This is a genomic window from Hymenobacter sp. BT491 (genome assembly GCF_014349165.1).
In the GTDB taxonomy this organism is placed as follows: Bacteria; Bacteroidota; Bacteroidia; order Cytophagales; family Hymenobacteraceae; genus Hymenobacter; species Hymenobacter jejuensis.
This window is the reverse complement of record NZ_JACSJJ010000004.1, coordinates 1-21,999: the sequence shown is the minus strand read 5'-3', so window position 1 is coordinate 21,999 and position 21,999 is coordinate 1. Positions and strand designations below refer to the sequence as shown.

Annotated in this window: 21 protein-coding genes; 12 read left to right on the top strand and 9 right to left on the bottom strand. The window is 56.9% G+C overall.

What is annotated here, in order from left to right; genetic code table 11:
- Positions 1-178 precede the first annotated feature (178 nt).
- From H9I52_RS16800 to H9I52_RS16790, 3 genes are read right to left on the bottom strand one after another with little or no spacing between them, the layout of a single operon-like run.
- On the bottom strand, positions 179-739 hold the full coding sequence (locus H9I52_RS16800; protein ID WP_187454843.1) for a DUF6799 domain-containing protein: 561 nt from the start codon (positions 737-739) through the stop codon (positions 179-181).
- Positions 740-797: 58 nt separating this feature from the next.
- Positions 798-1,232: a hypothetical protein gene (locus H9I52_RS16795; protein ID WP_187454842.1), complete on the bottom strand. Its 435-nt coding sequence runs from the start codon at positions 1,230-1,232 to the stop codon at positions 798-800.
- Positions 1,233-1,281: 49 nt separating this feature from the next.
- Complete coding sequence (locus tag H9I52_RS16790; protein ID WP_187454841.1) at positions 1,282-1,689, bottom strand: hypothetical protein; 408 nt, start codon at positions 1,687-1,689, stop codon at positions 1,282-1,284.
- Positions 1,690-1,846: 157 nt separating this feature from the next.
- On the opposite strand from H9I52_RS16790, the gene H9I52_RS16785 reads away from it, so the two are divergent.
- The 5 genes from H9I52_RS16785 to H9I52_RS16765 all read left to right on the top strand — a co-directional run bounded on the left by H9I52_RS16785 (position 1,847) and on the right by H9I52_RS16765 (position 6,710).
- A complete protein-coding gene (locus H9I52_RS16785) occupies positions 1,847-3,139 on the top strand; it encodes an MFS transporter (protein WP_187454840.1) in 1,293 nt (430 codons plus the stop codon).
- Between the two features lie 104 nt (positions 3,140-3,243).
- Positions 3,244-3,822, top strand: coding sequence for an RNA polymerase sigma-70 factor (locus H9I52_RS16780; RefSeq protein ID WP_187454839.1), 579 nt, complete (start codon positions 3,244-3,246; stop codon positions 3,820-3,822).
- A 120-nt stretch (positions 3,823-3,942) separates the two neighbouring features.
- On the top strand, positions 3,943-4,668 hold the full coding sequence (locus tag H9I52_RS16775; protein WP_187454838.1) for a head GIN domain-containing protein: 726 nt from the start codon (positions 3,943-3,945) through the stop codon (positions 4,666-4,668).
- A gap of 134 nt (positions 4,669-4,802) precedes the next feature.
- Positions 4,803-5,912 carry a FecR family protein gene (locus tag H9I52_RS16770; protein WP_187454837.1) on the top strand — a complete coding sequence of 370 codons (1,110 nt, stop codon included), beginning with the start codon at positions 4,803-4,805 and terminating at the stop codon, positions 5,910-5,912.
- A gap of 63 nt (positions 5,913-5,975) precedes the next feature.
- Positions 5,976-6,710 carry an STN domain-containing protein gene (locus H9I52_RS16765; protein ID WP_187454836.1) on the top strand — a complete coding sequence of 245 codons (735 nt, stop codon included), beginning with the start codon at positions 5,976-5,978 and terminating at the stop codon, positions 6,708-6,710.
- A gap of 113 nt (positions 6,711-6,823) precedes the next feature.
- Here H9I52_RS16765 and H9I52_RS16760 read toward each other — a convergent pair whose 3' ends face one another.
- Positions 6,824-8,299: an alpha/beta hydrolase family protein gene (locus tag H9I52_RS16760; protein WP_187454835.1), complete on the bottom strand. Its 1,476-nt coding sequence runs from the start codon at positions 8,297-8,299 to the stop codon at positions 6,824-6,826.
- 203 nt (positions 8,300-8,502) lie between these two features.
- Between H9I52_RS16760 and H9I52_RS16755 the strand changes: the two genes are divergently transcribed.
- The gene (locus tag H9I52_RS16755) at positions 8,503-9,198 is read left to right on the top strand and encodes an SGNH/GDSL hydrolase family protein (protein WP_187454834.1); all 696 of its coding nucleotides are present in this window, start codon (positions 8,503-8,505) and stop codon (positions 9,196-9,198) included.
- 93 nt (positions 9,199-9,291) lie between these two features.
- Here H9I52_RS16755 and H9I52_RS16750 read toward each other — a convergent pair whose 3' ends face one another.
- The 3 genes from H9I52_RS16750 to H9I52_RS16740 all read right to left on the bottom strand — a co-directional run bounded on the left by H9I52_RS16750 (position 9,292) and on the right by H9I52_RS16740 (position 13,261).
- Positions 9,292-10,740, bottom strand: a complete 1,449-nt coding sequence (locus H9I52_RS16750) for an alpha/beta hydrolase family protein (RefSeq protein WP_187454833.1) — start codon at positions 10,738-10,740, stop codon at positions 9,292-9,294.
- A 393-nt stretch (positions 10,741-11,133) separates the two neighbouring features.
- Positions 11,134-12,165 (bottom strand): glycoside hydrolase family 43 protein, encoded by a 1,032-nt coding sequence (locus H9I52_RS16745; RefSeq protein ID WP_187454832.1) that lies wholly within the window; start codon positions 12,163-12,165, stop codon positions 11,134-11,136.
- 226 nt (positions 12,166-12,391) lie between these two features.
- On the bottom strand, positions 12,392-13,261 hold the full coding sequence (locus H9I52_RS16740; protein ID WP_187454831.1) for an aldo/keto reductase: 870 nt from the start codon (positions 13,259-13,261) through the stop codon (positions 12,392-12,394).
- 138 nt (positions 13,262-13,399) lie between these two features.
- Between H9I52_RS16740 and H9I52_RS16735 the strand changes: the two genes are divergently transcribed.
- Positions 13,400-14,068, top strand: coding sequence for a sce7726 family protein (locus tag H9I52_RS16735; protein WP_187454830.1), 669 nt, complete (start codon positions 13,400-13,402; stop codon positions 14,066-14,068).
- A 19-nt stretch (positions 14,069-14,087) separates the two neighbouring features.
- Here the strand turns inward: H9I52_RS16735 and dinB are convergent, their stop codons facing one another.
- On the bottom strand, positions 14,088-15,170 hold the full coding sequence (dinB, locus tag H9I52_RS16730; RefSeq protein ID WP_187454829.1) for a DNA polymerase IV: 1,083 nt from the start codon (positions 15,168-15,170) through the stop codon (positions 14,088-14,090).
- Between the two features lie 54 nt (positions 15,171-15,224).
- Positions 15,225-16,205: a type I restriction enzyme HsdR N-terminal domain-containing protein gene (locus H9I52_RS16725; protein WP_187454828.1), complete on the bottom strand. Its 981-nt coding sequence runs from the start codon at positions 16,203-16,205 to the stop codon at positions 15,225-15,227.
- Between the two features lie 162 nt (positions 16,206-16,367).
- On the opposite strand from H9I52_RS16725, the gene uvrA reads away from it, so the two are divergent.
- From uvrA to H9I52_RS16700, 5 genes are all read left to right on the top strand, one after another.
- Positions 16,368-19,202, top strand: a complete 2,835-nt coding sequence (uvrA, locus tag H9I52_RS16720; protein ID WP_187454827.1) for an excinuclease ABC subunit UvrA — start codon at positions 16,368-16,370, stop codon at positions 19,200-19,202.
- A gap of 76 nt (positions 19,203-19,278) precedes the next feature.
- Positions 19,279-19,680 (top strand): DUF2251 domain-containing protein, encoded by a 402-nt coding sequence (locus tag H9I52_RS16715; protein WP_187454826.1) that lies wholly within the window; start codon positions 19,279-19,281, stop codon positions 19,678-19,680.
- Positions 19,681-19,760: 80 nt separating this feature from the next.
- On the top strand, positions 19,761-20,561 hold the full coding sequence (locus H9I52_RS16710; protein WP_187454825.1) for a hypothetical protein: 801 nt from the start codon (positions 19,761-19,763) through the stop codon (positions 20,559-20,561).
- A gap of 80 nt (positions 20,562-20,641) precedes the next feature.
- Positions 20,642-21,406, top strand: coding sequence for a triose-phosphate isomerase (gene tpiA / locus H9I52_RS16705; protein ID WP_187454824.1), 765 nt, complete (start codon positions 20,642-20,644; stop codon positions 21,404-21,406).
- Positions 21,407-21,508: 102 nt separating this feature from the next.
- Positions 21,509-21,895 carry a DUF6150 family protein gene (locus H9I52_RS16700; protein WP_222940549.1) on the top strand — a complete coding sequence of 129 codons (387 nt, stop codon included), beginning with the start codon at positions 21,509-21,511 and terminating at the stop codon, positions 21,893-21,895.
- Positions 21,896-21,999: the final 104 nt, after the last annotated feature.

Genomic DNA, 21,999 nt, shown 5'->3' with positions numbered 1-21,999 from the left:
AAATTTTTTTACAAGAAAATAAAACCTAGAATCTGAAATCTGACATACTTAATATACTGTTTTATCGAGAAAAAATAAATCTGTTCAAGGGCCTTGCTGATGCCTGTCAGCCCGCAAAACAGCCCGTGTGCACGGGCTGTTTTGCGGGCTGACGGGCACTTATAGTTTCGGCAGCAAGCTAAAGCTGCGCCGCTAGCGACTTGATCTCGGCGTCGAGCTGTTGAAAGCGCGCCGATTTGATAGTAGTAGAAGCCCGTTGGTCGAGGAGCTCGGAGAGTTGCTGAAGCAAGGCCAGTCGGCGCTCTGCCCGCAACAGCTCGGCGGCGGCATTGGGAGGAACTGGGCTGGTGCTGGGTACCTCGATGCGCGTAGCCGCGGCGCCGGTGACCTGCTGATCATACTGCTCAATGGCGGTCGCAGACATCATGTCGTCGCGGAAGTTCACGATTTCACCTTGCAGATTGACGGCACGACCGGCTCCCAGCAGTTGCCGCGCGCCGTCTTTGCTGATAACCGTGCCATTGGGTTCGACTACCATACCGTTTGCCAGCGTAAGCGGCGCTGTCAGGCGCGATACCCGTCCTGCTTGCAGTCGCATCATCACGCTACCGCGCCGAAAAACCCCGTCGCGCAGGGCCGGAGCAACAGCCGCCTTCGACTGAGAACGGACCGCCGATAGAATCGTGAGGTTTGCTAAGCCGGCAAACAGGCAGCCCCAAAGCAACATTCTTAAGCACATGCAAAGTGAGGGTTAACAACAGCCGAAAAGCAGGCCGCTATCAATTCTTACAGGTGGGTCAGGCGGAAGGTTGCACTGCGCAGCCGGGCTGGCAATGGCCGGCCAGCCATTGGGTGGCCGGTCCTTCTTCCGTAAACAGCTGCACTTCGCAGTACGCATCAGACCTGTGGGAAATCAGCTGCTGCTCCTGCTCTAAGCTGTTGAGGTGAGCCGGCGATACCAAAAACGCCATGTACACGCGGCCGCCCAACGCTACCACCAAGCGCGGCAAAAAGGCTTCGATCACCCAGTGCGTGGATTCTTCGGGAATGGGGCCGCGGCGGCGCACGTCGAGGAGCCAGCACCGGGCCTTGTTGTAGAGCGCGGCGGCCATGGTGGCCTCGTAGCCCACTTGCAACTCACTGTGCGTGACAGCCCGCAGCCACCGACCCAGCAGCGTATCCAAATCGGCCCGGAAGGTCAGTTCAACAAAATTTGTAGCGGTTCCGGTCATGGGCGCAGGAAAACGGTGGGAACTTACATTGCGGATGAAGCGCGGGCAGCTACTCACTGAGCAGCCATTGTCGAGCACTCAGGCTATCGGTGAAGTGGTTCAGGGTCAGCAACTCACTTTCCGTGACCATATCACCGTTGTGCGTTTCGGCCCGCACGGACTCGTAAAAAACAGGGGTAACCAAATAGGCGAGGCGGGGACGTAGGCCCGGCGGCAGGCGCGCAGGCAGAAGCGGAATGAACTCGTTGGCGACCCAAAGCTCATCGGCCGAACTGGCCCGACCCCGGCGCCGGGCATCAAACAGCAGTCGGAAAATATGCTGCTGGGTAACTTGCTCTAAAACAGAGAGATACGTGGAACGTAGTTCCGGCGATGAAACGGGCGCTTGCCACGTAACCTCCAGCAACTGCTGTTCGGGGCGGACAAGGAAATGCGCAGAATCTGCCACAATAGCCATAGAGCTTGCAAAATTGAGAGCGTGGCTAGGTGTGGGAACAGGAAGAGGGCAGGGAAACAAGTATACAAAAAACTAAACCGTTAGACAAGGGATTTCACCTCTCTTCCTACGGTTTTGGGCTACCTTTGCGCCCTTCGCTAATTGCCTCAGTGATAGTATGTCTGCTTCCGAATCTGCCCTCCGCCACGACCCATATGCCGCTCTGCGCCTGCCCGAATTCCGTCGCCTGCTCTCGGCGCGGGTTTGCATGACCGTTGCCACCCAGATTCAGGGGGTCGTAGTAAGCTGGCAGATGTATGAGCTGACCAAAGATCCATTGGCGTTGGGCTTTATTGGGTTGGCCGAAGCCATCCCGAGCATTGTGGTGTCGTTGTACGCCGGGCACGTGGCCGATTCGGTGCGGCGCAAAAACATCATCATTGCCACGGTAGCGGTGTTATTGGGGTGCTCGGTGGCGCTGTGGCTACTTACCCAGCCGGCCGGGGCTGCCTTGCTCGCCCGCGACCGATTTTACACCCTGCCGCTGTACTCGGTTATTTTTGTGAGCGGCGTGGCGCGGGGGTTCTTGGGGCCGGCTTTGTTTTCCTTCATGCCCCAGCTCATGCCCGACCGCCCGCGATTGGCCAACGCCATTACGTGGAATAGCTCGACGTGGCAGACAGCCGCCGTGCTGGGCCCCGCGGTGGGCGGCTTGTTGTTTGCCCACTTGGGCAAGCCCACGGCCTATGCCGTCGATGCTGTGCTGATGGGGTTGTCGCTGCTCTTATTCCTGAGTATTGCCGGCCGGCCGCTGCCGCCTATCGAAGGCGAAAAGCTGGGGCTTAAGGAGAGCATTCTGTCGGGCGTGCAGTTCATCTTCCGCAACCAGCTGGTGCTGGCCGCGCAATCGCTGGATATGTTTGCTGTGCTCTTTGGCGGTGCGGTGGCGTTGTTGCCAATCTTCGCCGACGGCATCCTGAAAATTGGTCCCGACGGTTTGGGCTATTTGCGGGCGGCGCCAGCAGTGGGTTCGGTAATTATGGCTATCTCCTTGACTTACTTTCCGTTACGGCAAAAGGCTGGCTGGAAGCTGTTGTGGGCCGTGGCGGGCTTTGGCATTGCCACTATTCTGTTTGCGCTGTCCAAAAACTTCTACCTGTCGTTGTTCCTGTTATTCATGACCGGTATTTTCGATTCGGTGTCCGTGATTGTGCGCTCCACGCTCATCCATACGTTCACGCCGGAGTACATGAAAGGGCGGGTTTCGGCCGTAAACAACATTTTTATTGGCTCTTCCAACGAGATTGGTTCTTTCGAATCGGGCGTGGCGGCCAAACTGATGGGTACGGTGCCGTCGGTGGTATTTGGCGGCGTGATGACGTTGGTGGTGGTCGGCTTCACAGCGTTGCGAGCCGATAAGCTGCGCCGGCTCGATCTGACGCCCAAACCGCCGGAGCCGACGCCCGCTTAGCCTAGCCCACGCCATCCAGTAGCCTTCTATTGGTGTTTCGCTATATAGCTTAAATTTGTAGCCGGGCTCATCTGGCGTTGGGTTTGTCAAAGGAGTCTTCTGTTATGGCCGCACTCGCTCCCGACATTCTCGAAGCTCGGCTCGCACACCTGCGCAGCACCGACGAGGCGGCCTTTATGGAGCTGCTATTCAAGGAATTCTATAAGCCGCTGGGGCAGGTCATCTACCGGGTAGTGCAAGACCGGGATGCGACCGAAGACTTGCTACAGGACGTGTTTTTGCGCGTCTGGAACAACCGCGAAACGCTGACCATCAGCACCACTTACCGGGCCTATCTGTACCGGGCAGCTTTCAACGCGGCCTTGCGCTACCAAGAGCGCGGCAAGCGCCAAGTTGCCTGGGACGCCGCCCCGCCCAGCGCCGAACCAACCGGCAGCGCGGCCACCGACGAGTTGCACTACCAGGAAGCCGAAAGCTCCGTCGCGGCGGCCCTGAACCTGTTGCCGCCGCAGTGCCGCACCGTGTTTGAGCTAAGTCGCTATGAGGAAATGAGTTACCAGCAGATTGCCGAGGCGCTGGAGATTTCGCCCAAAACCGTTGAAAACCAGATGGGAAAGGCTCTACGCATTCTGCGTCGGGAACTGAGCACGTTGCTTAAAAACCTGTATTCCTTGCTGTTATAAGTTTTTGGGTGGGACGAGAAAATTTTTTTGGAGCGGGCGTGGGGGTAGAAACGGGGTTGCGGATCATAAGAGCAAAAGCATGCTGCATCTGATCCGTTACTTTTCTTCTATTCCTTAACTATGAAACGACTTGCTCTCCTTCTCACTTTCGTGCCGGCACTGCTCTTCTCGGCCTGCAACAACGATGTGATCGCGCCGCGGGTGCGCGGCGTCGGCCCTACCGAGTCCCAAACGCGCACCGTCAACAACTTTACCGAGTTGGATCTGAAAATCGATGCCGACGTGTACCTCACGCAGGGTCCTCAGCAAGAAGTCCGGATCGAAGCCCAACGCAACATCCTCGACGTACTGGAAACGGAAATAACCGGCAACAAACTCGAAATCGAGTATGGGCACTACAACGTGCGCAGCCACTCGCCCATTAAAATCTACATCACCGTGCCAACGCTCTCAGAAGCGGCCGTGTCGGGCTCGGGCACGGTGCGCAGCAGCACGGCCTGGACGGCGCCCAGCCTCAAGCTCGACGTGGCGGGCTCGGGCAAAATCGACATGCAGTTGCAGCAAGTCGAGGGCCTGCGAAGCCACATTTCGGGCTCGGGCAAAATCAGCCTGCGCGGTGCGGCCCAAAGCCATACCTCGTCGATCAGCGGTTCCGGCGACGTTGATGCGTTTGACTTGGTCACGCAGGATACCTATGTATCTATCTCAGGATCAGGCAAAAACCATTTGTATGCCTCCCGCACCCTCACCGCCGACATCTCCGGCAGCGGGTCGGTGTACTACCGTGGCAACCCCACCGTCAACTCGCGCATTTCGGGCTCGGGGAAAGTGCTTAGCTCGAACTAGATTTTGCCGCCAGAATTGGGGCAGCGGGGGCGGCTTTGGAGTTGCCCGCTCGGGATATTATTGAAAGCCGCAGAAATTGCGGATTTTGTGACCCAGTCGCGCAGCCGTCGCCGCGCCCGATTCTAACGCCCCTCATGTCTGCCCTGCCTGCCGATACCGAAGTGCCCTGGGACTTGCTAGCGAAACACCTAGCCGGGGAAGCTACGGCCACGGAGCAAGAGCAGCTGCGGATGTGGGTAGCGGCGCGCCCCGAGCGCCTCGGCTTGCTCACCGACGCCACGCGCGCCTGGGAGCGCGTGGGCGCCGCACCGGTCGCCGATCTGTTTTCGGATGCCGAGGTCGAAGCCGCCTGGCAACGCTTCCGGCCGCAGATGCTGGCAAAACTGGTTCCGGATGACGGTTTGCAAGTCTCTGATAATCAAATATATACAAAAGAACATCTTCCAAGACAGCCTAAGATAGTACCCATCAACCGGCCTTCTACGCAATCGTGGCTGCGCATTGCGGCGGCGCTGGCCCTGCTGATTGGGGCAACGGTCCTGTTCCGGATGTACAGCGGACAAAGCAGGTCAGGAGCTGAGCCAGTAGCCGTGCGTACGGGCGCACAGAAACGCCTGGTGGCCTTACCCGACGGCAGCAAAGTGTGGCTAAACCACCATTCAACGTTGCAGTACGCTGCCGATTTCAGCCGTGGCCCGCGCGAAGTGCATTTGGTGGGCGAAGCTTTTTTTGAAGTGCGCAAAGACCACGGGCGGCCGTTCACGGTCCTGAGCGCTACTTCGCGCACGCAGGTGCTCGGCACGTCGTTCAACGTGCGGGCCTACAAGGCCGAAGATTCGGTAGAAGTTGCCGTCGTGACGGGTCGGGTGGCCTTTGCAAGCCTTGCGCAGCAGCGCGATACCGTGCTGCTCACGCCCGGCAAGCGCGGGATTCTGTACGCCGCCAACGGTGCTGCGCCGGTTCGCGCTACGCCACGGCGGACGGTTGTGCAAGACACTAATTTCCGGGCTTGGCAAAACGACGAGCTCGTGTTCGAAAATGCCCGCCTGAGCCATGTGCTGCGCACGTTACGCACCACGTTCGGCACCAAAATCACCGTTGCCGATCCGCGCCTGCTCGAGTATCGCTTCACGGGCACGTTCCACAGCCCCGATCCGGCGCAGGTGTTGCAGGTTGTCGGCGCCGCCACCAACGCGCAACTCACCGGCGACCCAGCCAGCGGCTACGAGCTGCGCCCCGAGTAACGGCAGCGTGTGCTTAGTGGCAGTTAAGCTCTTCACTTTCAGTAGGTAATACTTTCGATTGCCATGCGACGCGTTCTTGCTTTGCTTTTCCTTTTGGGGCTGCCCGTGTATTCCCTGCTGGCGCAAGCGTCGGCGTCGGTGCTGTCCCGGCCGGTGCAAGTAGCCGCCGACAATGTGCCGCTGGAGCAGGTGCTCCGCGACATCTCACGCAGCAGTGGAGTCGCTTTTAGTTACAGCAGCACCTTTGTGCCTTTGCAACAGCACGTTACGCTGCACACAGCTGGTCCGCAGCCAGTAGGTGAGGTGCTGGATGTATTGCTTAAAGAAACGGGGGTTTCTTATCAAGCAATTGGTAATCAGATAGTTTTGCGGAAAGCTACAACTGCAACTGCCAAGTCGAATGCGCCCGTAGCTTCCGCCAATAAATCGGACCGAGCACCCGCAGTCCAAAAGGTGCCCACAGCAGTCACGAAATCCCCCAACCGACCAGCCCTGCCCGCGCCACCAACCGCTTCGGCTTCAGCGCCTCCCGGCGCTCTGCCACCCTCAGCCGCCGACGACAGCGTAGCCCGAAAAGCAAGCGCCGCGCGTGACGAATCGCTGTCTGCCACGTTGGCCCGCCTCAAAAAGAAAGCACAACTTCAGGCCAAATCCACGTCCGAAGCCTTGGGTCGCCTTTCCCGGCGCACTACGGCGGCCATCGATTCGCTCGCTAAGCGTAAAGTGCAGTCGCAGAGCGGTTTGCCTCGCCGCGATACGGTGTTGCCCAAAACGGTTACGCCCGTGCGCCCTCAATAAAGCCCAAAGCGAAAGTGCCGCACTTACTGCAAATAGAAACGCCAAGGGCCCACGGAAATGCAGTATTTCCGTGGGCCCTTGGCGTTTCAAGCGCTCCGTTACCGAGAGCACGTTTACTGCGAAATTTTCTGGGTGTCTTTTGAGCCGAACAATGTGCTGCGAATCTTAGCGGCCGAGGTGGCTTTGGATTTGGCGCTGCGGGCCACAATCCAGCTGCGCATGGTTTCCAAGGCTTTGGGAGAAAACGCCGGCTGTTGCTGCCCATTGACCAAGGGCCATTCGGACGACGGTGGCTGGAACCAATGGTTTACGCCCGTCAGCTTCCGCGCCGTGAGGTCGCGGTTGTTTTTGAGGCCTTTCTGCAAAATCGCGAGGTTCTGAACGCCCACTTGCAGGTCGGCGGTGCCATTGAGAACCAGCACAGGGCATTGCACTTCCGCCAGCTTGAGGGTTGGGTCAAAATCGAGGAAGTAGCGCGACCACGGCGAGGTGAGCTGTGCGGCGCGGGCGCGGGCCATTGTGGGGTCGATGTCCATGTTGTTGAGGCGAATAATGCCGGCCACTTTGCCGCGGGCCTGGGCGTCGTTGGGCGTCTGGCGAATGATGTCCACCATGCGCTCGTGCAGATCGAGAGCGGCTTTTACTTGGGCTGCATCCGCCCCGATGAGGCGCATAATCTCGACTTGCTGACGCACGAGCACGTCACGGCCCGGCTGCCCATACCCCGCCAACGATATCACAAATGCCGGCGCCTGCGGTTGAGGTTGGGCGGCAGCCAGCAGGGCCACATTGGCGCCTTCCCCGTGGCCAATCAAGCCAATGTGCTGAGGATCAATGAGATTACGAGAACGCAAGAAAGCCATGGCGGCCTGTGCATCGGTCACGAAATCGGCGGTGGTTGTGCTGGCATAGGTGCCCCCCGATTTGCCCACGCCGCGGTCGTCGAAGCGTAGTACTGCAATGCCGCGGCGCGTCAGGAAATCGGCCAGCATCCCGAACATGCGGTATTCCTGGAGGGCAGCGTCGCGGTCTTGGGGGCCAGTATCGGAAAGCAAAGCCACGGCCGGGAAAGGCCCCGGACCGGCTGGTACCGTGAGTGTGCCGCTGAGCCGCAGCTTAGCCACCGTGTTTGGGAATACGATTTCGTCTTCGCGGTAGGGCGGCGTGAGGCGCGTGAGGCGCTTGGCCATTGGGGCCGACGCGACGGCGTGCTGTAGCACTATGGCCGTGGTGAGGCCTGGCTGCTGCCAAGTACCGGTGAGCTGCTTGCCACCCGCGGCCAGCTTGCCCGTGAAGCGGCTGCCGGCCTGCTCAATGCGAAACGTTACCTCGTCGCCCTGTAGCTGCACTTCCACCGGCATGCGGCTAATTTTTTGCTGGGGCACATCCAGCGCGGCATAAAATGTACCGTTGGTGAGCGGCACCACCGTGATAACCAAGTCGAGGCTACCACCGGGCACTTTCAAAGGACCTTTCCATTGGCCACTCAGCGCGGCCGCTTCAATGGTCTGCTTCCGCTCAGCTATCGCTAGCAAAGAGATACTCAGGAAGAAGTAGGTGAGAAAGGCTCTGTATAAATGTTTATGCATATAGTACAAATATCAGTAGCGCATAGCCGCTATTACGCCCGAAAGTTCGGAAAAAAGTGCTAATCAAGCAGTAAGATATGGGTTCCTTTTTGCCCGGCTCTGAATTGTGAAGCCACCAAGGCGTTTTTTTACACAGGTCAAGCTGGACTTTATCCGGTGGCGGCCGTTTTATAGCTTGCTGGATATCTCATTTACTCACTCTTATGGCTTTATCAACTCGTTTGCGTCACGGGGCCTTCCTGTTCTTGTTGCTGTTTTTGGCCTGCCCGTCGTGGGCCCAAACCGTAACCCCGCAACCTGCTAATCCGCAGCAATGGACTACCGAAATTGCGGCTTTTGCGCACCAGGACAGCCTGACGCCGCCTCCCGCCAAAGGCATTGTGTTTACGGGTAGCTCCTCGGTTCGCAAATGGGAAACCTTGGCTACCGATCTGGCGGGGCACCCGGTGCTAAACCGTGGTTTTGGCGGCTCCCGTTTCCCCGACGCCAATTTCTATTTCGAGCAGCTGGTGCTGAAATACCGTCCGCGGCAAGTGTTTCTGTATGAAGGCGATAATGACCTAGCTGCTGGCGCCACGCCGGAGCAGGTGTACGAGTCCTTTCGCGCGTTCGAAAAGCGCCTGCGCCACGACTTGCCCAAGACGGACTTGGTGTTCATTTCCATCAAACCCAGCTTAGCGCGTTGGGCCTTGTGGCCGCAAATGCAAAGTGCTAACAACATGATTAAGAGTTATATACAAAAACATCCGAAGCGACTACACTTCCTGGACGTTGGCACAGCGATGTTGGGCCCTGATGGCAAACCGCGCCCGGAGCTGTACGTGGAAGACGGCCTGCACATGACGCGCGCCGGCTACGACATCTGGACGCGGCTGGTAACGCCATATCTGGCGAAGTAAGAAAGCCGTAAAGCCGAGGCCTGTTTGATAAGACTCTCACTATAAGGGTCTTATCAAACAGGCCTCGGCTTTAGATCAGTTTCTGGTTTTGAGCTAGCGCACGTGTTTGATGAGCCAATCGCTCATGGTGCGCAGGGCCACCGGCGAAACCGTCTCCTGAATCTGCGAGTACTCGGCAATGTTGCCCGTCGTGGCCGTTTGGAACATGTGGTTGAGGCCGGGCAGCTCACGCACGGTTACGTCGCGGTTGCCGCTGGCTTTCAAGGCTTTGTCGATAGCTTGCAGGTTGGCGTCGGGGGCCACCTGCAAATCTTTGGAGCCGATAAGGGCCAGCACTGGGCACTTTACCGCGCGCAGGGTTTGCTGCGGGTTGTCGGAGAGGAGAAACCGGAACGCAGGCGTTGTCATGGTGGCTGCCTGCGCATGCACCACGGCCTTGAGCTGGTTGGCTTGCTCGGCGGGCAACGGAATATCGGGTAGCATAATTTTCACAATCTGCTCCTGGGCCTGTGCATTGTCTAAGGTGCGCTGCACTACCTGAATGGCAGCGCGCTGACGCTTCTCCACGTTAGCCAGCACATTAGGGTCGCTGGTTTTGAAGCGCGCCATGTCAAGTGCCTGACGTACTGCTACTTCTGAGCCGGGCAAGCCAGCCGTGCCCAGCAGCACCAAGAAAGCCGGGCTCAGGCCCTGGGCGGCGGTGCGCACACCGGCGGCCCCGCCTTCGCTGTGCCCAATCAGGCCAATTTGCTTGCTATTGATATCGGGGCGACTGCGTAAATAAGTCATAGCCGCCTGGGCATCCTGCGCATAATCAACTGCCGTCACGTTCTTCGAATCGCCTGTTGATTGGCCCACGCCGCGGTCGTCGAAGCGCAGGACGGCCAGGCCCTGACGGGTAAGGTAGTCGGCTATTACCAAGAAAGGCCGGTGCCCAAATACGGCTTCATCACGGTCTTGGGGGCCAGAGCCAGTCAGTAGCACCGCTACCGGAAAAGGACCTTTGCCGGGCGGCAACGTGAGGGTGCCCGCCAGCTGCACGCCCGCATTAGCGTTGGAAAAACGCACTTCTTCCGAGCGGTAGGGAAGAGGCGGCACGGGCTCCTGCGGCCGCTTCAATCTGGCGTTGCCTTTGGCGTAGGCCGGAGTTGGCTCGGCACTTTCCCGCTGTAGCATCAACGGCAGGCGCGCGTTGTTCTGGCGCCACGTACCCTTGAGTTGCCGTCCGTCGGGAGCTAGGCGGCCCGCAAACTGGGCCTTCATATCCGTAAGAAAAAGCAGCACGCTGTCGCCGCGCGACTCCACGCGGTCTACTGCAACGTCCTGCACATCCTGAGTCGGAATGTCGAGCGTGGCGGAGCGGCGGCCGTTGGCGTCGCGCATGTGCAGCAACAGCTGAAGCGAAGAACCCGTCGGGATTCGCAGGCTTCCGGTCCATTGGCCGGTTAGGTTCGGAAGCGCGGCGCGTTGCCCAAACGCAGCCGGAGCAGAAGCAAGCAGCAACGCCACCAGGCAGCCGCTCAAGGAAAAAGTCAAACGCATACGAAAAGTACCGGGCAAGATGGGTGCCGAAAACGCCAAATACCCCAAATCATCACACCGATCGGGTAAATGACAAAACCAAACCCGGATGTATCCTAAACGCTCGATGTCGTGCTACCGCATCTGGCTACCTAAAAAAGTTTTTGCTCGTCTTTTTTTGTTCTTTTTAAGCCACCAAAAAGGCCCCGTCTTGCGGGGCCTTTTTGGCTTTGTAGATAACAAAAGTGAGTTGTTATCGCATATAAAAGGCCATGCCGAGCGCAGCATCTCTACTGATTACCAATCTCAACGAAGCGATAGAGATGCTTCGCTGCGCTCTGCATGACACGACATTGTTTCTTAAAACAGTTATTTATATAAGGAACTGATAATAAATGATTTATATAAGCACCCTTACTTTGCTGGCTTCACGCCCTCCGTGGTCATCACGATGCGCTTGATGGTGCCGTCGGGGTTGTAGTTGAGGTAGTCGATACAGACGGAGCGCCGGAAGCTGCCGCCGTCGGGCGAGATTGCGCCGTTGTGGTAAATGAAGTACGACTGCCCTTTGAAATCAATGATGGCCTGGTGGTTGGTGTTGGAGTTGCCGGCCAGCTCGTTCAGAATGCCTTTGTATTCCCACGGGCCGTCGAGAGTGCGGCTCATGGCGTAGGCCGTTTTTTCGGGAAACTGGTACGCGTACGACAGATAATACCAGCCGTTACGCTTGTGAATCCAGGGCGCTTCGGTGAAGTTTTTGAGGCCTTCTACCTTCTTAATAGGGCCGTCCAGCTCGGTCATGTTGGGCTTGAGCTTGGCGTAGTAGCAAATCGTGTTGCCCCAGAACAAGTACGCCTGGTTGTTGCCATCGATGACGACCGTGGGGTCGATGTCGTCCCACGAAATCTTGGCTTCCGTGGTCATGTCGTTGGTAATCAGGGCCGAACCGCGGGCATCCTTGAACGGGCCGGTTGGGCTATCGGACACAGCCACCCCAATCGCTTTGCCGTGGATGGTGCCGTGCTCCACGGCCGCGTACCAATAGAACTTACCGTTGCGCTCAATCACCTGCGACGCCCAAGCATCGTCCTTGGCCCAAGCAAAATCCTTCACGCGCAACGGCACCGGCTGCTCCGTCCAGTTGACCATATCCTTCGACGAAAAGCACAGCCATTCGTGCATCACGTACCCTTCCTGACGCGGCGCAGCCTCATCGTGGCCGGTGTAGAGGTACACGGTGCCGTTGTGCACCAGCGCCGCCGGATCGGCAGTATACTTGTTTTTGATGATCGGATTTCCGGCTTCGGCAGCCACTGGCTTGGCGCTTTGGCGGGCGCCATCGTGCTCAGCCGAAAAAGCGGTTTGCGCAATTCCAGAGAGCAAGAGCAGGCCAGCGGCGGCGTATAAGGCGGGCTTTGCCTTCGGAAGAAGCAGGTTGTCTGCCATAATAAATTGCTGATTTATTGGGTCTTATGAAAGGGCAGGTGGGAAGACGGAATGGTCTGCCAATCATAAGAATTTATGCCATGTAACACAAACGATTGTGTAAATATTTATGACACACAATGCAGATTGGGAGTACAAAAAAGCGGCTTCTGACGACCGTGTATTCAGGTCGTCAGAAGCCGCTTTGGGCTATAAAAGTCGTCTTACAACTCGGTTTTCGGCTGGTTTATTGGGCGTCGCTCAGCTTTTCCAGCTCGGCCATGTCTTCTTCCGAAAGCGAAATCGAAACGGCTTTGTAGTTTTCTTCCAAGTGCTTCACCTTCGACGTGCCCGGAATGAGCAGAATGTTGGGCGAGCGGTGCAGCAACCAGCTCAGGGCAATTTGTTGGCGGCTGGCATCGTATTTCTGGCCGATGCGGTCGAGTCTGGCAAGCGCGTCGGTGTTGCCGCCGCTCAAGGGGTACCACGGAATAAAGGCCATGTTGTTTTGTTCGCAGTAATTCAGCTCGGCTTCCCACTTGCGGTTGTCGACGCTGTACATGTTCTGTACCGATACGACGGGTACGTATTCCTGGGCCTTCTGAATCTGCTCCACCGTCACTTCCGATAGGCCAATGTGCTTCACAAGGCCGTCTTCCTGCGCTTTTTGCAGAAATTCCAACGTGTCTTCAAACGGCACTTCCGGATCCACGCGGTGCAGTTGGTACAAGTCAATCTGGTCGAGCTTGAGGCGCTGCAAGCTGCCTTCCAAAGCTTCGCGCATGTGGTCGGGGTGAGCATTGATGGGCCATTGGTTGGGGCCGGTGCGCAGCAAGCCGCCTTTGGTAGCGATAACCAAGCCTATGGCGTACGGATGCAGAGCCTCGGCAATCAACTCTTCCGATACGTTGGGGCCGTAGCTGTCGGCCGTGTCGATGAAGTTAATGCCCAGTTCCACAGCGCGTTGCAGCACCCTGATCGATTCATCGTGATCTTGCGGCGGACCCCAGATGCCCTCGCCGGTAATACGCATGGCGCCGTAACCCATGCGGTTGACGTTCAGATCTCCGCCGAGGGAGTAAGTTGCCGGAAAGGCCGGCGCGGTTGTATTGGCCATTGGTTGTGTGCTAAAGTGCGTAAAAACGATAGATAAAAGCAATCTTCGCTTCTACGATTGAACACGCAAATAGGTCAGGCTTTAATATATAAGTAATTAATAATCAAATACTTATATAAAGTAATTTTTAGTGCTTCCATGAACGATCCCGAAATCCGGGCTTTGCTGTATCCGCTGCTGCAAGGCGGTGTGTACGTCGATGAGCTGCCCACCGGCAGCACTCGCGCCGATGTCGTGCACATCACCCCCGAGTTCATGCACGGCTACGAGGTGAAAGGCGACGGCGACACGCTGCAACGCGTCACCAACCAGCTGCTTTGCTACGGCCAGACCTACGATTTTGTCACCTTCGTCGTGACCGCGAAACACCTGGATAAATTGCTGCCGCTGCTTCCGGAATGGGTTGGCATACTGATCGTTACCGCACAAGGTGATCTGCAAGCCCATCGCCCGGCGCAGTACAACAGCACCGTGGAGCGCTCGTGCGTAGCGAGCCTGCTGCGCCTGGAAGAAATCAAGCAATTCCTGCTAGCCAGCGGCCTGTCGGGCGTGAGCCAATTGCGGCGGGGAGAAGTGCTGGGCCTGCTGCGTACCACCCACTTAGTGCCACTTTCGCGCCTGGCCCAATACGTCCGCGACCGCCTGATTCTGCGCTTGCCCCAGCGCCTGCTCGACCGCGCCGAACGCAAAGCCGAACGGCAGCGGTTCAGCGCGTTGTTTCAGAAACGCAAGCGCAAACCGCCGCGCCGCAAACAGAAAAAAGCTGCTGCGAAAAAAGGTAAAAAAGCCGCCGTTCGGCAGAAATAACCTATAGCCTAGAGGTAGGCTAAAACGGCAACGCTAGCTGACGCCCCGCGGCGGGCGGCTCGTTGGTATCCAAATTGGACAGCGAAACCCCCAGCAAACGCACGCCTTTGGCCAGCGGCATGAGCGCGCTGACCAGCTCGTTGCTAGTCTGCTCGATAATCGCCTTGCTGGTGATGGGGCCTAAATAGGATCGACTGCGGGTAATTTGTTGGAAGTCAGCATATTTCACTTTCACCGTGACGGTGCGGCCCAGTATGCCGGCTTTTTCGCAGTAGGCCCAGACGTCCTCCACGCAAGGCTGCAACCCCGTCGTTAGCTCCTCTGGCAAGGTCAGATCCTGCTCAAAAGTAGTTTCCGACCCCACCGACTTGCGCAAGCGATCGGCCACGACGGGGCGATGGTCTTCGGCCCGGGCAATGGCGTAATAGTAGCCCCCGGCTTTGCCAAAATGCTGACGCAGAAAGGCTTCCGTTTGCTGCCGCAAATCAAGACCAGTGAAAATGCCCAGTTGATTCATTTTCGCCGCCGTCACTTTGCCAATGCCGTGAAACTGGCCCACCGCCAGCGCCTCTACAAACTTCAATCCCTCCTCGGGTTTTATAACAAACAGACCATCAGGCTTTTGGTGATCAGAAGCCAGCTTCGCCAAGAACTTATTGTAAGAAACGCCTGCCGAAGCCGTCAGCTGGGTTTGGGCCTTGATTTCCGCCCGAATCTGCTGCGCAATCCGGGTAGCGGAGGCAATGTTTTTGAGGTTGGTCGTTACGTCGAGGTAAGCTTCGTCGAGCGACAACGGCTCAATTAGAGGCGTGTATTCGGCAAAAATGGCGCGTATCTGCTGCGAAACGGCCTTGTACACCTCGAAGCGCGGCTTCACAAAAACCAGCTCCGGGCACCGCCGCAGTGCCACCGACGAGGCCATGGCCGAGCGTACGCCAAACTGCCGCGCCTCGTAGCTGGCGGCCGCTACCACGCCCCGCTGTCGCGAGCCGCCCACAGCCACGGGCCGGCCGCGCAGTTCGGGGTTGTCCCGCTGCTCCACCGAGGCATAAAATGCATCCATGTCTAGGTGAATGATTTTGCGCTGATCTTCCTGCTCCATTATCAGAACGCAAAGATACGGCTCGGCCTGTGGTGCAACGCCTGCTTCTTTGATTTAGAATGATACAGCCGCGCTAGTTTTGTTCACGGATTTTGGTGCGAGGCTCAGCACGTATAGGGCGTTCGCAATGCAATTCGGAGCACTATAATGAGCGCCAATAAAGATCGTCTCGCCTTTGTAGGAAGCCTTTGTGCTTGAAACCTTTACAGGTTTTTCAAAGCTGAAAAGCGACTTTGTTTTACCTGCTTTGTCGAGAATCGGAAGCGTAAGGTTTAGGTTATTGCGGAGAACAAAATAGCAGCATTCGAGGAGTACATCCTTCCAAGATTTGATAGCTTTTACTGTTCCATCTGGTAGCCGCAATTGGGTCGGCTTCTGGTTGGGTTGTAATTGCAGCGTATGGACACGAGCTAGCTCAACAAAGCTATTATTAGGCTTGTGAGACTCAAGAGAGGGCACAACCTTTGTTTCAACTCTCCGAGGTGTTTCTGGATTAACTTGCTGATTATAAGAACTTTGTATAGTATTCTGCGCAAATGGCCCATGCCCACTATGAGCCGCATCCAGCCACTGAATCAGGTGTAAAGCGCAGACTACCAAATCGTCCTGCAACAAGTTGAAGCTGGCGCCATAGTGCTGATTTCCTGGGTTGAATTCGCTGTAAAAATGCCAGTTAAGGCCATCAGTAATCAGGATCTTCTGCACCCCGAAGCCAAAGGCGTAGCTTAATAGCTGCTGTACCACACTGAATTTTTCAAGGTCCGATCCCAAGCATTTGGCTTCAACCAGCAACTCTATTTTGCCCTCGGAATTGTGGAGAGCATAATCGGCGCGCCAAGCAGTATTGATTGTTTTTTCCGGTTCTACCATGCGGATATCAGTAGTATCCCAGCCGAGTGTGCGCAAAATCGGATCAATCAGGGCTGCACGAGTTGCAGCTTCATTTTTGCGAAGTAACGCGGCATTAGTTTCGGCGTTGGTGCGGATATTTTGTAAGACACTATAAAGCGAGGCTAACGGACTAGAAATGGGCATTGGAAAACCATAAAATGACGTAATGCAATGTTAAGGATTTGCGAGCATGAGCTAGCGGTTCTTTAGCTGAGTTGCTGAATCCATACGCCCAACCCTCGTACCTTCGTAAACTCCTTTCGCCCGCTGGAAACCAAACCCTAGGCAAAGGCTGTTTACGCTTCTATGGCCCAAGAATCTCTACAAGTAGCCGCCCCCGCGGCCGACCCGATAGACCAGCTCGACCCGCGCGAATACATTCTTATCAAAAACGCGCGCGTTCATAACCTCAAGAATCTCAGCGTGGCCCTGCCGCGCAACAAGTTTATCGTCGTCACGGGCCTGTCGGGCTCGGGCAAGTCGTCGCTGGCGTTTGACACCTTGTACGCCGAAGGGCAGCGCATGTACGTGGAAAGCTTGTCGAGCTACGCGCGCCAGTTTCTGGGCCGCATGGACAAGCCCGACGTCGACTATATCCGCGGCATTTCGCCGGCCATTGCCATCGAGCAGAAGGTTTCGATCAAGAACAACCGCTCCACGGTTGGCACCAGCACCGAGATCTACGACTACCTGAAATTGCTGTTTGCCCGCGTTGGCCGCACGTTTTCGCCCATCAGCGGCGAGCAGGTGCGCAAAGACACTGTAGCCGACGTAGTTGATTATATGTTCGGCCTGCCCGACGGCTCCCGGACCATGATTTTGGCGCCGCTGCTGCCTTCGGAAGAAGGTCGGCCGATGAGCAAGGAGCTGGATTTGCTTTTGCAGAAAGGCTATTCGCGCATCGTCGTCGATGGCGAAATGGCGTTCATCGAAGACCTAATCGGCGAAGGCAAGCCGGAAGTGCAGGGCGAAGTATTCATCATGGTCGACCGCGCCGTGATTCGGACCGGCGACGAAGATTTGATGTTCCGCCTCTCCGATTCGGTGCAAACCGCGTTTTTCGAGGGCCACGGCACCTGCATTATCAAGCTCGACGAAGAAACGCGCCAGTTTTCGGACCGCTTTGAGCTCGACGGCATCGTGTTCGAAGAGCCCAACGTCAACTTTTTCTCCTTCAATAATCCGTATGGCGCTTGCCAGACCTGCGAAGGTTTTGGCTCGGTGCTGGGCATTGACGAAGACTTGGTCATCCCCGACAAAAGCTTGACCGTCTACGAAGGTGCGATCGCGCCGTGGCGCACCGACAAGCAAAGCGAATGGCTGAAGCCCCTGCTGAAAAACGGCATCCGCTTCGATTTTCCCATTCACCGGCCTTACAACGAGCTTTCGGAAGCCGAGCGCACGCTGCTTTGGAAGGGCAATAAGTACTTCGAAGGGCTTGATTCGTACTTCAAATGGGTGGCCACCCAAACGCACAAAATCCAGTACCGCGTGCTGCAATCGCGTTACCGGGGCCGCACCACTTGCCCCGATTGCCGCGGCACGCGCCTGCGTCACGACGCCCAATACGTCAAGATCGACGGCCAAAACATCACGGACTTGGTATTGCTGCCCGTAAGCAAGGCGCTGGAATTCTTTGATAATCTGGCACTTAACGAGCACGACGCCAAAGTAGCCGAACGCCTCAGCACCGAAATTACCAACCGTTTGGGCTACCTCAACCGCGTGGGGCTGGGCTATCTCACGCTCAACCGCCTGAGCAGCACGCTGTCGGGTGGCGAGTCGCAGCGCATTTCGCTGGCGACGTCGCTGGGTTCGGCGCTGGTGGGCTCGATGTATATTCTCGATGAGCCCAGCATCGGGCTGCACCCGAAGGATGCCGAGCAGCTCATCGGTGTGCTGCGCTCGTTGCAGAAACTCGGCAACACCGTGATTGTGGTGGAGCACGAGGAGAAGATGATGGAGGAAGCCGACCAGATCATCGACATTGGGCCGGAAGCTGGCTCGGGCGGCGGTCATCTGATGTTTCAGGGCACGTACCCCGAGATTCTGAAAGACACCAAAACCTACACCGGCCAGTACTTAAGCGGCAAGATGGAGGTGGCCGTGCCGAAAGACCGGCGGCCGTGGCGCAACGCGCTGGAAGTGACAGGCGCTCGCGAAAACAACCTCAAAAACGTGTCGGTGAAGTTTCCGCTGAACGTGATGACCGTCGTAACGGGCGTTTCGGGTTCGGGCAAATCGACGCTGGTGCGCCGCATTCTGGCACCCGCGCTGGCCAAGCAGCTTGGCGGCGGTGCCGGCGAAGCGACCGGCAAGTTCGACCGCCTGACCGGCGTAAACGGCCAGGTGACGCATGTCGAGTTCGTGGATCAAAACCCGATTGGAAAGTCAAGTCGTTCTAATCCAGTTACTTACGTAAAAGCTTATGATGCCATTCGGGCGTTGTTTGCCGATCAGCCGTTGGCCAAAGCGCGCGGCCTGAAGCCTTCGCATTTCTCCTTCAACATCGAAGGCGGGCGCTGCGAAGTATGCCAGGGCGAAGGCCAGGTGAAAATTGAGATGCAGTTCATGGCCGATATCTACTTGACGTGCGAAAGCTGCGGCGGCCGCAAGTTCAAGCAGGATATTCTGGACGTGAAGTACAAGGAGAAGGGCATCGACGAAGTACTCGACATGACCATCGCCGACAGCATCGAGTTCTTCAAAGACCAGCCCAAAGTAGCCGAACGCCTCAAGCCACTGGATGATGTGGGCTTAGGCTATATCCGCTTGGGGCAGTCGGCCAATACGCTTTCGGGCGGCGAGGCCCAGCGCGTGAAGCTGGCCTCGTTCCTGACCAAAGGCAACACGCTGCAAAACGACAAGATCCTGTTCATCTTCGACGAACCCAGCACCGGCCTGCACTTCCACGACATAAACAAGCTGCTCAAGGCTTTGAATGCGCTGGTGGAACAAGGCAATTCGGTCCTGATCATCGAGCACAACATGGACATCATCAAGTGCGCCGACTGGGTTATCGACTTAGGCCCGGAAGGCGGCATCAACGGCGGACACCTGCTGTTTGAAGGCACGCCGGAGGAGATGGCAAAGCTCAAGGACACCAACCACACGGCGCGTTTCCTAGCCGAAAAGCTGTAAACGCCCGTTTGCCGTAAACTAAAGGAGCCGCATCATTGCGGCTCCTTTTTATTTGTTAGTCAATCCATTCTGTATCATGAAATTAGCCGCAGAAGAACAGTTCTTAGTAGGAGCGAAAGAAGTCTTTATCAGCAGCTTTCCCGGCAATCGTGACTTAGGAGTGATCTTCGAGGACGACGGCACCACAGGCTATTTCTATGCCGTAAACCAAGGCGGCGAAAGCATGATTGTGGTGGATGCGCTGCACATTTACAATGTCGACGATGTAGCCGACAAAGAGATTGCCGTCACCGGCCAGATTTTCTGGGACGAGGAAGAAAGCGCGGCGGCCATGATCATCAACGGGTATTGCCACGCGCTGTTCGACTTCAAGCGCCAAGCGGGTTTTTGCCGGAATGCCTACCCGCCGTCCATGACACAGCAAACCGAACCGCGCGAATTAACAGACGACGTAATTCAGCAATACTTTGCGGCCTGATACCCGCCAAAAAAGCGCGATTACAACACTGAGGCGGTAGCTGCGTTGGGAAGAACACCCATTCTGTTTGTTTTGTACCCATGGTAACTACCACTTCATCTGTTTCTTACACAAGCGCATCCGCGCCGGCGCGCGTCTGGCGGTGGCTGGCCGCGACCACCGTTATCGGCAACATTGTGCTGAATTATTGGTCGAATGCGCGGCCGTTTAACGGGCAGTCGATGGGATATGTGTCGGGCAAATACCCGACGCTGCTCACGCCGGCGGGCTATGCTTTCAGCATCTGGGGACTGATTTTCCTGAGTCTGACCATTTATGCGGTGTGGCAACTCTTGCCCGCCCAGCGGCAACTATCTCTGCCTGATGCAGTTGCAAAACCCCTGACGGTTGCCAGCGTCGCTACGGCCGCTTGGGTCGTGCTCTTCGCCTACGAGCTGATTGTGCCCAGCGTGCTGGTAATGCTCCTGATTTTGGGCGCGTTGATTATGGTCTATGGCCGCGCTCGGCGGCGTGTATTGCAGGAAACAGCCCCGCGCTGGACGAGCCTGCCGTTTGCGCTTTATCTGGGCTGGATTTCGGTGGCGTCGGTCATCAACGTTACCATTGGGCTGCGCCAACTCGGCTGGCAGCCGGCATTGAATATTTCTATCATTTTGACCCTGGCCTTATTCGCCGTAGTAGTCGCGTTGGGCCTGATTATCAGCAATACATTCCGCGAAATTGCGTACCCGCTGGTGATCGCGTGGGCGCTGGCGGCCATTTGGGTGTCGCAGCGCGGGGGCTATCCGGAGTTGGGGTGGGCAGCGTTGGCCGGAGCGGCCGTGGTGGCCGTGGGGGGCGTGTTGCTGGGGCTGAAAAAGTACCGCGTCCGGGCAGATTAGCTGCTGGCTTTGCTGCGCCGCTCGGGGTATTTATTGTTTCTTTGCTGACGTCAACGTACTTACAACACCATTCTACTAGTATGCGCAAGAACATCGTCGCCGGCAATTGGAAAATGAACATGACGTATCAGGACGGCCTCGCTCTGATCTCTGAAATCACGAACATGGTGGCCGACGAGGTGACCGGCTCTGAGGTAGAAATTGTGGTTTGCCCGCCGTTTCCGCTGCTGCACGCCATCGGCAAGCAGTTGCCCCAAAACGATCATTTTCACTTGGGCGCCCAGAACTGCCACCAGAAAGAAAGCGGCGCCTACACCGGCGAAGTATCCGCAAAGATGCTGCAATCGGTTGGGGTTGAGTATGTTATACTGGGGCACTCCGAGCGTCGGCAGTATTTCCGCGAAGACGATGAATTGCTCAGCCAAAAGCTAAAAGCCGCCCTCGGTGCCGGCCTGAAACCGATTTTCTGCGTGGGCGAATCGTTGGAAACGCGCGAAGCCGACGATACCAACGAGTTCATTGCCAAACAGTTGCGAAACGGCCTGTTTCACCTCTCCAACGAAGAGTTCGACCAAGTGGTAATCGCCTACGAGCCTATCTGGGCTATCGGTACGGGCAAAACTGCCACCAGCCAGCAAGCGCAGGAAGTGCACGCATTTATCCGCGAGCAAATCGCTCGGGCCTACGACGCCGAAGCGGCCCTGAACACAACCATCCTGTACGGTGGTTCGGCTAACGCTCAGAATGCTAGGGAGTTGTTCTCGCAACCCGACGTCGACGGCGGCCTGATTGGCGGTGCTTCGCTCAAGTCGCGCGACTTCACCGAGATCATCAAGTCATTTTAGAGCAGCCTGCCAGCTTCTGCTGAACTACTTGCTGAACTAAAGGTGGCCTAGTAGTTGTCCGGGGAATGCACGCGGCGCTTGGTCGCGGTTTTTCGTTAGCTGATGTTCTTCTCCCTGATTTTTTCCGGCTTGTTGTGGCTGAGCGCCTTCGCAACCCCCTCGCTGACAGCCACTACGGTTGCGGCTGCATCGGCTGTGCGCTCCGTAGATCCGTGCCTGATTTACGGCTCGATCTATCTTGAAAGGGACCCGCGTCGCCGCAGCTATTGCTTTGCGGCCGCGTACGAAGAGCCCGACGAAGCCTTCGCCGACCTCATGGTGTTCAAGGAAGAGAACAAGCTTTTCGCCGACCGCGCGGGCTATTGGTACATCACTACCAGCCGCGATTTCGCTGATTACGTGGTGTTTGTGAGCGACAAGCGCGCGCTAGCCGACTTTGCTATCCACTACACAACCGCCCGCTCTTTTGCTGGCTGCCGCAAGCAGTAGCATACAACAAGTGCCATTACTATTAACCTTGTCATCCTGAGCGCAGCGAAGGACCTTATCCCGTAGCTACGGGATAAGGTCCTTCGCTGCGCTCAGGATGACAA